This is a genomic window from Vibrio sp. R11-SG3-ISO3-SZ (assembly GCF_059834345.1).
Genome location: NZ_JCBDGX010000103.1, coordinates 1 through 6,422 on the forward strand (window position 1 = coordinate 1; position 6,422 = coordinate 6,422).

Genomic DNA, 6,422 nt, shown 5'->3' on the forward strand with positions numbered 1-6,422 from the left:
TTGCAGAACTCGCCCATGTTTCTTATCTACCAAGAGCGCGTGGACCAAGACCACCCATGGATGGAGGTCGCCAATGCTGCATTGGATACGTTGGACTATGGGTTTCTAGACATCTACCACCCTTACGACATCGACGATTACAACGAAGAGGTGCGTGACGAACTGATCAACAACCCTGAATTTGTCCAAGCTATCCAGCAGATCCAAGATGGCATGTGGCATCATGAAACGCAGGGAAACATGGCGATGGACGTTAAGGCGTTGAATATGGGGGTGAAGCTGGTGGAGGGGGAGCCGCAGCTTGCTCTGTTCGACCAAATGAACCTTCAGCTCGAGATGCATTTGGAGCGCACGTTAAAAAATAACCGAGCTCAGCGTTTTCATATGCATGATCACGTACCAGAGCGCCTACTTCACGGGTTAGTCGTAGTGAAAGAATTTGCCGTTGCCGAGCGCATGGAGCAAGAGCAGAACTTCATCGAACAACTGAGTGATGAGGATAGCTTGCTCTCATCAATTGTCACTAAGCCGCACCTTGAACCGCATTCACTGAACAACGAAAATGCAGTAGACAAACAATTAAGTACTGGCGTAGACCGTTTTAGCCCTAAGTAGTTGGGCACAGTGATACACTAATTTCGACAAATCCAATCACAAGGAATTAAGCATGAAAGCAAATGATTTCGAAATTCTAGTTAAAGCCCGTTACCCACAGTTATTTGGGGCGATCAAACCTATTACATTGAGTGCAGTCCAAGACATTACCAATGACTTAGATTCACAACCCGACTGGACGATGGATAAGGCGCAGACACAACGCTATGTGGCTCGTTTCATTGCGACGTACACCAAAAGCCCATTGTACATTTTGAGTGTTTGCCGCTCGTTTCTTCACAAAGAGAATCGAACCGGACTGCATCAATCAGAACCCATTCTTCGTGGGGAAGTGTTAGAGCTCTTAACGTACGCGCATCGCACCGGTTTAGGGGACCTTCAAACCCATTCAATGTATCGCTATTTCGAAGGATGTGAACGAGAGCTTGAGTATGAACCAGTGGAATAATGACGAACTCTACCGAGTCGTCAATCAACTAATGGGCGCAGTGGAGTCGGTGCCCGTATATCAAGACTCTTATGGGAAAACGTTCTTGCGCGCTGATGGCCTAGCGGTACGCGCCACAAAATCTATGAGTGAAGCGTTGTTTGCTGCGCGTTCAAGAAGCATAGACTGTGCAAGCCTACCCACTGTGCACGACGTAGTGGAAGTAGAATCTACAGAAGAACGTCAGGGACGTCTTTTCCTGATCGTACAACAGCCATTTTTGATGCCGCACCAAGCTGCCCCAGATGTGCACCGAGCCTTTCAGTTTATTGAGGAAAACGGGTTGACGATTGAAGAGTACATAGACATTGATGATCTGCATGAGGATGACCACGAGTTATTTGCAATGCACCGCGAGGCTCCAGAGCACATTGCTAGTATAAAAAACGCAGCAGCGTTACTAAACGCGATCGGATGTCAGACGACGGAAGTGGATGTCGAGCATGTTGCGGTATGCGCGCAAACACACAAACCGCTATTGATCCACCAGCTCGATGTCGATCTTGAGGTGCAGTTCATTCGCCGACCCGAAATGGGACTGGGGGATTTTGGCATCCACGTTCCAACGGTTGACTGGGTTGCAAACGTTGACGAGTGGGCTGCAGACCTTGACGTTGAGCTGGCGGAAGAATTAGCTCTGGCGGTTGGGCAAACTAATCGGGATAGCCAAACAGAGGAAACAGCAAGTGGGTCACTAGGGATGGCTAAATGATGGTGGGAGAATGCGGTGACCCACGATCACAATGAGCACATTTGCCCTCACGAGAAGGCGACCTATTCGAAGCATAAGCAGGCGTTTGTGTGCGATCATTGCGGCGCTGAGCATCATGATGGCTTGCCAGAATTAAGGCGGTTAGTACGTGAACAGCGTTCCATCCATTTGGAACACCTTAGAGTGTTGATTGACACCACGAACCACTAATGGGAGCGGTGATTAAGTTTATGAACAAATAGTGACATTCGATTCGATCGAAAATATCACATATGCTATATTTCAAACTACGGATCAATGTTAGGAATATCGCATGAAGACACTTAAAAAGACACTGCCTATTCTGATAGCGTTCGGCTTGATGGTGACAACGCCTGTTGCAAGCGCCCAAGATGGCCAAACACAAGCGAAAGAGACTCAGAATCGACAAAGAGAACTGGCTGAAATTACGATTAAAGAGCTTCTACTGGTACAGTCAGCGCTCAAGAATTTTTACGTAGCGAACACTGGAGCTTGGCCAACAGACTTAAGCGGCATTACCGAGTACTACTCGGGTAGTTATACGACTCCTATGGGAACCATCACGGGAGCGAAGACAACGCAGGGGTTTCAACTCTACATTGACACCAATAATCTTGATACAACCGCCAAAAGTGCACTGCAAACTGCGTTGGCGAAAAACAATGGCGCTCTGACTGGCAATAGGGCCATCATGACCGTCGATGTACCCCAAGCTGCCGCTATTGTGCGCTCATCTCTGTCTCGCTTCGCCGACCCATCGGGCACCGGTGAGCTCAACACCATGTACACCGACCTTCTGATGAACGGCAACAACATCGCCGGACTTAATGAGCTCAATGCGTCGAATGTGATAGCCAACAGCGCCACAATCGGTCAGCTGGTCAATACGCAACTCACCAGTGATACGGCCAACATCGGTACCGCTATCATCACGCAGGCCAATCTCACCAATGCCAATATCGATACCGCGCTGATTGACACCGCGACCGTCGACATGGCGACAATCGACACCGCGGCGATTTCTACGTTAAACGGGGATGTGGCCACTTTTGCGACGCTGACCAGCACTACCGCCACTCTAGACCAAGCGGATGTCAATGTACTGAACGCTAACACGGTCAATGCGGCGCTGGCAGCACTCGATGATGCGACGATAGCGAACACGCTGACGGTGAACGGCGCGGCCCTGTTTGGAGATTCGGTGACCATTGCGGGAAATACGAATTTAGGTGGTAACTTGTACAGTAATGGTGCCTTGGTCATCGATAACGCAGGCAAGCTGTATTACCAAGGTCAGGATTTGGATACCCGTTTTCTGGGCATCACGGATACCGCGGCTAACGCCGACATGCTAGGCGGTATAGATGCGTCAAGATTTGCAAGAGTGGATGTAAGCAACAATTTTGTCGAACACCAAAACTTCAACAATGGGATCACTGTCGGAGGGGCGGGAGTTAAAACGACCACCCTTGATGCAAGTGGTAATGTTTATGCCAATAACGTGTTACTTCGCTCTTCAAATGAGTGGTTGAGCACTACGACTAACAGATCAAAAAGCAATGCTAGTCGCATCTCGGCACTCGAAAACCAGTTGAAATCTGGGTCTGGAATGGCGCAGTGGGGTACATGGAGAAAAGTAGCAGAGGTGCAATATAGTCAATCGCAGAATCCACCCAGTTGGTATGATTCGTATCGTTCAGGAACAAAAGGAGGCGTAATCTTTGCAAATGGTGTTACACAAGGAAAGGGCTGTCTTATTGGCATGACTACCGCTAGCAAAGCTAAGCAAGGAAACTCTAGCTGGAGCCCAGTGAAATATACGGCATGGCAGTGCAAGTGATAATTACTCACCTCCCTTCTGTAGCTACAACAAAAGGAACCCGATGATGATAGTACACAACACACTGCGAGTTACAGCTTTGTCGCTAGCGCTAATAGGTAACATGCTGATCGCGCACTCGGTCGCAGCACAAAATGACAGTAACCTAGCTGAGATTAGCCAGTCACGACAAAAAGAATTGGCTCAAGTGACCATTAAGGAAATGCTGCTTGTTCAGTCCGCCCTCAAAAATTTCTATGTGGCACATAATGGTGCGTGGCCAACACAACTGACCGATATCAGTGATTATTACGCCGGTAATTACACCACGCCAATGGGAAACATCACCGGCGCCAAAACTCTGCAAAAGTTCCAACTATACATAGACACAGCGAATCTTGATGCCGGAACAAAGAACGCGCTGCAATCTGCATTAGCACGCAACAATGGGGTGCTAACGGGGAATCGCATCGCTATGGACGTCGAGGTACCCCAAGCGGCCGCTATTGTGCGCTCATCGCTGTCACGCTTTGCAGACCCATCGGGCACCGGTGAGCTCAACACCATGTACACCGACCTGCTGATGAACAATAACGATATCACTGGACTGAACGAGCTCAATGCGTCGAATGTGATAGCCAACAGCGCCACAATCGGTCAGCTGGTCAATACGCAACTCACGAGTGATACGGCCAACATCGGTACCGCCACCATCACGCAGGCCAATCTCACCAATGCCAACATTGACACTGCCCTAATTGATACGGCCACCATAGACATGGCGACGGTCGATACCGCGGCGATTTCTACGTTAAACGGGGATGTGGCCACTTTCGCGACGCTGACCAGCACTACCGCCACTCTAGACCAAGCGGATGTCAATGTGCTGAACGCTAACACGGTCAATGCGGCGCTGGCAGCACTCGACGATGCGACGATAGCGAACACGCTGACGGTGAACGGCGCGGCCCTGTTTGGAGATTCGGTGACCATTGCGGGAAATACGAATTTAGGTGGTAACTTGTACAGTAATGGCGCCTTGGTCATCGATAACGCAGGCAAGCTGTATTACCAAGGTCAGGATTTGGATACCCGTTTTCTCGGCATTACGGATACCGCAGCCAACGCCGACATGCTTGGCGGTATAGATGCATCAAGGTTCGCTCGCACCGACATTAGCAACACGTTTAACGGAGAGCAAACGTTTACTACGGGCATAACCGTGGGAGGAAGTGGAATCAAGACTAACACCTTAGATGCAAGTGGTAACGTCTACGCAAACAACAGCTTTAATCGTGCACGAAGTGAATGGCTAAGCACGACAATTGACCGTAGTAAGAGTAACCAAAGCAGAGTCACGACGTTAGAGAAGAAGGTGAACGCGGGTTCCACGAGTAATGCTAAAGGTACGTATAGACAGATTTACTACGCTGCTTCGGCTAGCTACGGTAACACAAGTTGTAGGTCTACCTACCAGTGGGACCAGTACAGAGCAATCTCAGTTGACGCAGGGAACTATGCAGGACAAGCTTGCCTCTTAGGGTTGGAAATAAAGTATAAGAGTTGGGCATCCAAAGGTGGCGCCAATCCCAGCAACGGCACTTGCTATCAATACGTATTTGAATGCAAATAGTGAAGTTTCCTAATGCAGACATGTAGTAAAAAAGCCACCGCGGGTGGCTTTTTTTACTATCGTCACATACTGAATTAACCAGAGAGAAAGTCGCCATGTTCAAAGTGTTGATGAGCGTGATTGTCTTAGTAAGTACCAGCACCATGGCCAACGAGATGTGGAATGGTCTAGTAATTGAAGCGGAGAGTAGATGTGCTGAGTATGATAAGAGCAAGCAATACCCCTATGCTGCTTCGTTGGAGTACGAGATTGTGGAGCAAATGAACGGGAGTATCTATGGTCCTTATACGGGGTCATATTTCGAGTCAATTCGAGAGACCGACATTGAGCACATTGTTGCAGCATCTGAAGCGCACGACTCCGGTATGTGTAAGCAATCAGATCAGGCGAAAGCGCTATTCGCTAGTGACCTATTGAACCTTACACTGGCATCTCCAAAGGTGAATCGGTGTTCGCGTACAGGAAAGTGCGGCCTTGATGCCGGTGAATGGTTGCCAGAGAAGAACCAATGCTGGTTCGCGCATCGCGTTGTTCTTGTAAAACGAAAGTACAGCTTGTCAGTTGATCACAACGAGGCTAAGGCGTTGCAATCTATCCTCGATGGATGTGAGAGCTTCGAGATGGTTTATCATGCTGAGGCCGTTGGAACCACAAAATCATCAACGTTCATAGGCACAACGGACGACCCACTGTCAATGTACGACGATAACGGCAATGGAAAAATCACGTGCGCTGAGGCAAGAGCACATGGAATAGCACCAGTGACAAAGGGGCACCCAGCATATCAGTTTATGCGTGATGCGGATGATGATGGTATAGTTTGCGAGTCAAAATAAAGAGTACTGAGTCATGCACAAGAGTTTACATAACCTTCCCTTTAAACGGGGTCAGACGGCCATCGCCTTTAAGTTTGACTACACGCCACCAGCCCATTGCGCTGCGTTATGGGGGACAGTATAGCTGGTTCGACCGTAGAATAAGAAACCGATCACCATTCCATATAATAATGAGAAGCGATCTCATTATCATGTACAAATGAAATATGTGATGCTATATTTTTGATTTCCTACAGCAATGAGGGGGATCATCATGAAAACGTGTAATGGAGTCACTTCAACCATAATGCTGCTTGTAG

General features: G+C 48.6%; 7 protein-coding genes. All 7 read left to right on the forward strand.

Features of this window, described 5'->3' with window-relative positions:
* A partial coding sequence (locus AC6R1O_RS13275) for a hypothetical protein (RefSeq protein ID WP_500657167.1) occupies positions 1 to 615 on the forward strand: 615 nt, incomplete at its 5' end.
* Positions 616 to 667: 52 nt separating this feature from the next.
* Positions 668 to 1,063 (forward strand): hypothetical protein, encoded by a 396-nt coding sequence (locus tag AC6R1O_RS13280; RefSeq protein ID WP_500657168.1) that lies wholly within the window; start codon positions 668 to 670, stop codon positions 1,061 to 1,063.
* A complete protein-coding gene (locus AC6R1O_RS13285) occupies positions 1,047 to 1,814 on the forward strand; it encodes a hypothetical protein (protein ID WP_500657169.1) in 768 nt (255 codons plus the stop codon). Before AC6R1O_RS13280 ends, AC6R1O_RS13285 begins: the two co-directional genes overlap by 17 nt.
* 15 nt (positions 1,815 to 1,829) lie before the next feature.
* A complete protein-coding gene (locus AC6R1O_RS13290) occupies positions 1,830 to 2,024 on the forward strand; it encodes a hypothetical protein (protein ID WP_500657170.1) in 195 nt (64 codons plus the stop codon).
* Between the two features lie 103 nt (positions 2,025 to 2,127).
* Positions 2,128 to 3,675, forward strand: a complete 1,548-nt coding sequence (locus tag AC6R1O_RS13295; RefSeq protein ID WP_500657171.1) for an autotransporter outer membrane beta-barrel domain-containing protein — start codon at positions 2,128 to 2,130, stop codon at positions 3,673 to 3,675.
* A gap of 43 nt (positions 3,676 to 3,718) precedes the next feature.
* Positions 3,719 to 5,287 carry an autotransporter outer membrane beta-barrel domain-containing protein gene (locus AC6R1O_RS13300; protein WP_500657172.1) on the forward strand — a complete coding sequence of 523 codons (1,569 nt, stop codon included), beginning with the start codon at positions 3,719 to 3,721 and terminating at the stop codon, positions 5,285 to 5,287.
* A gap of 95 nt (positions 5,288 to 5,382) precedes the next feature.
* Positions 5,383 to 6,123, forward strand: a complete 741-nt coding sequence (locus AC6R1O_RS13305) for an excalibur calcium-binding domain-containing protein (RefSeq protein WP_500657173.1) — start codon at positions 5,383 to 5,385, stop codon at positions 6,121 to 6,123.
* The last annotated feature ends 299 nt before the right edge of the window (positions 6,124 to 6,422 follow it).

Bases quoted from the DNA above. Each gene is read 5' to 3' on its own strand.
- AC6R1O_RS13295 (WP_500657171.1), top strand. From the start codon at position 2,128: ATGAAGACACTTAAAAAGACACTGCCTATTCTGATAGCGTTCGGCTTG.
- AC6R1O_RS13280 (WP_500657168.1), top strand. From the start codon at position 668: ATGAAAGCAAATGATTTCGAAATTCTAGTTAAAGCCCGTTACCCACAG.
- AC6R1O_RS13285 (WP_500657169.1), top strand. From the start codon at position 1,047: ATGAACCAGTGGAATAATGACGAACTCTACCGAGTCGTCAATCAACTA.
- AC6R1O_RS13305 (WP_500657173.1), top strand. From the start codon at position 5,383: ATGTTCAAAGTGTTGATGAGCGTGATTGTCTTAGTAAGTACCAGCACC.
- AC6R1O_RS13300 (WP_500657172.1), top strand. From the start codon at position 3,719: ATGATGATAGTACACAACACACTGCGAGTTACAGCTTTGTCGCTAGCG.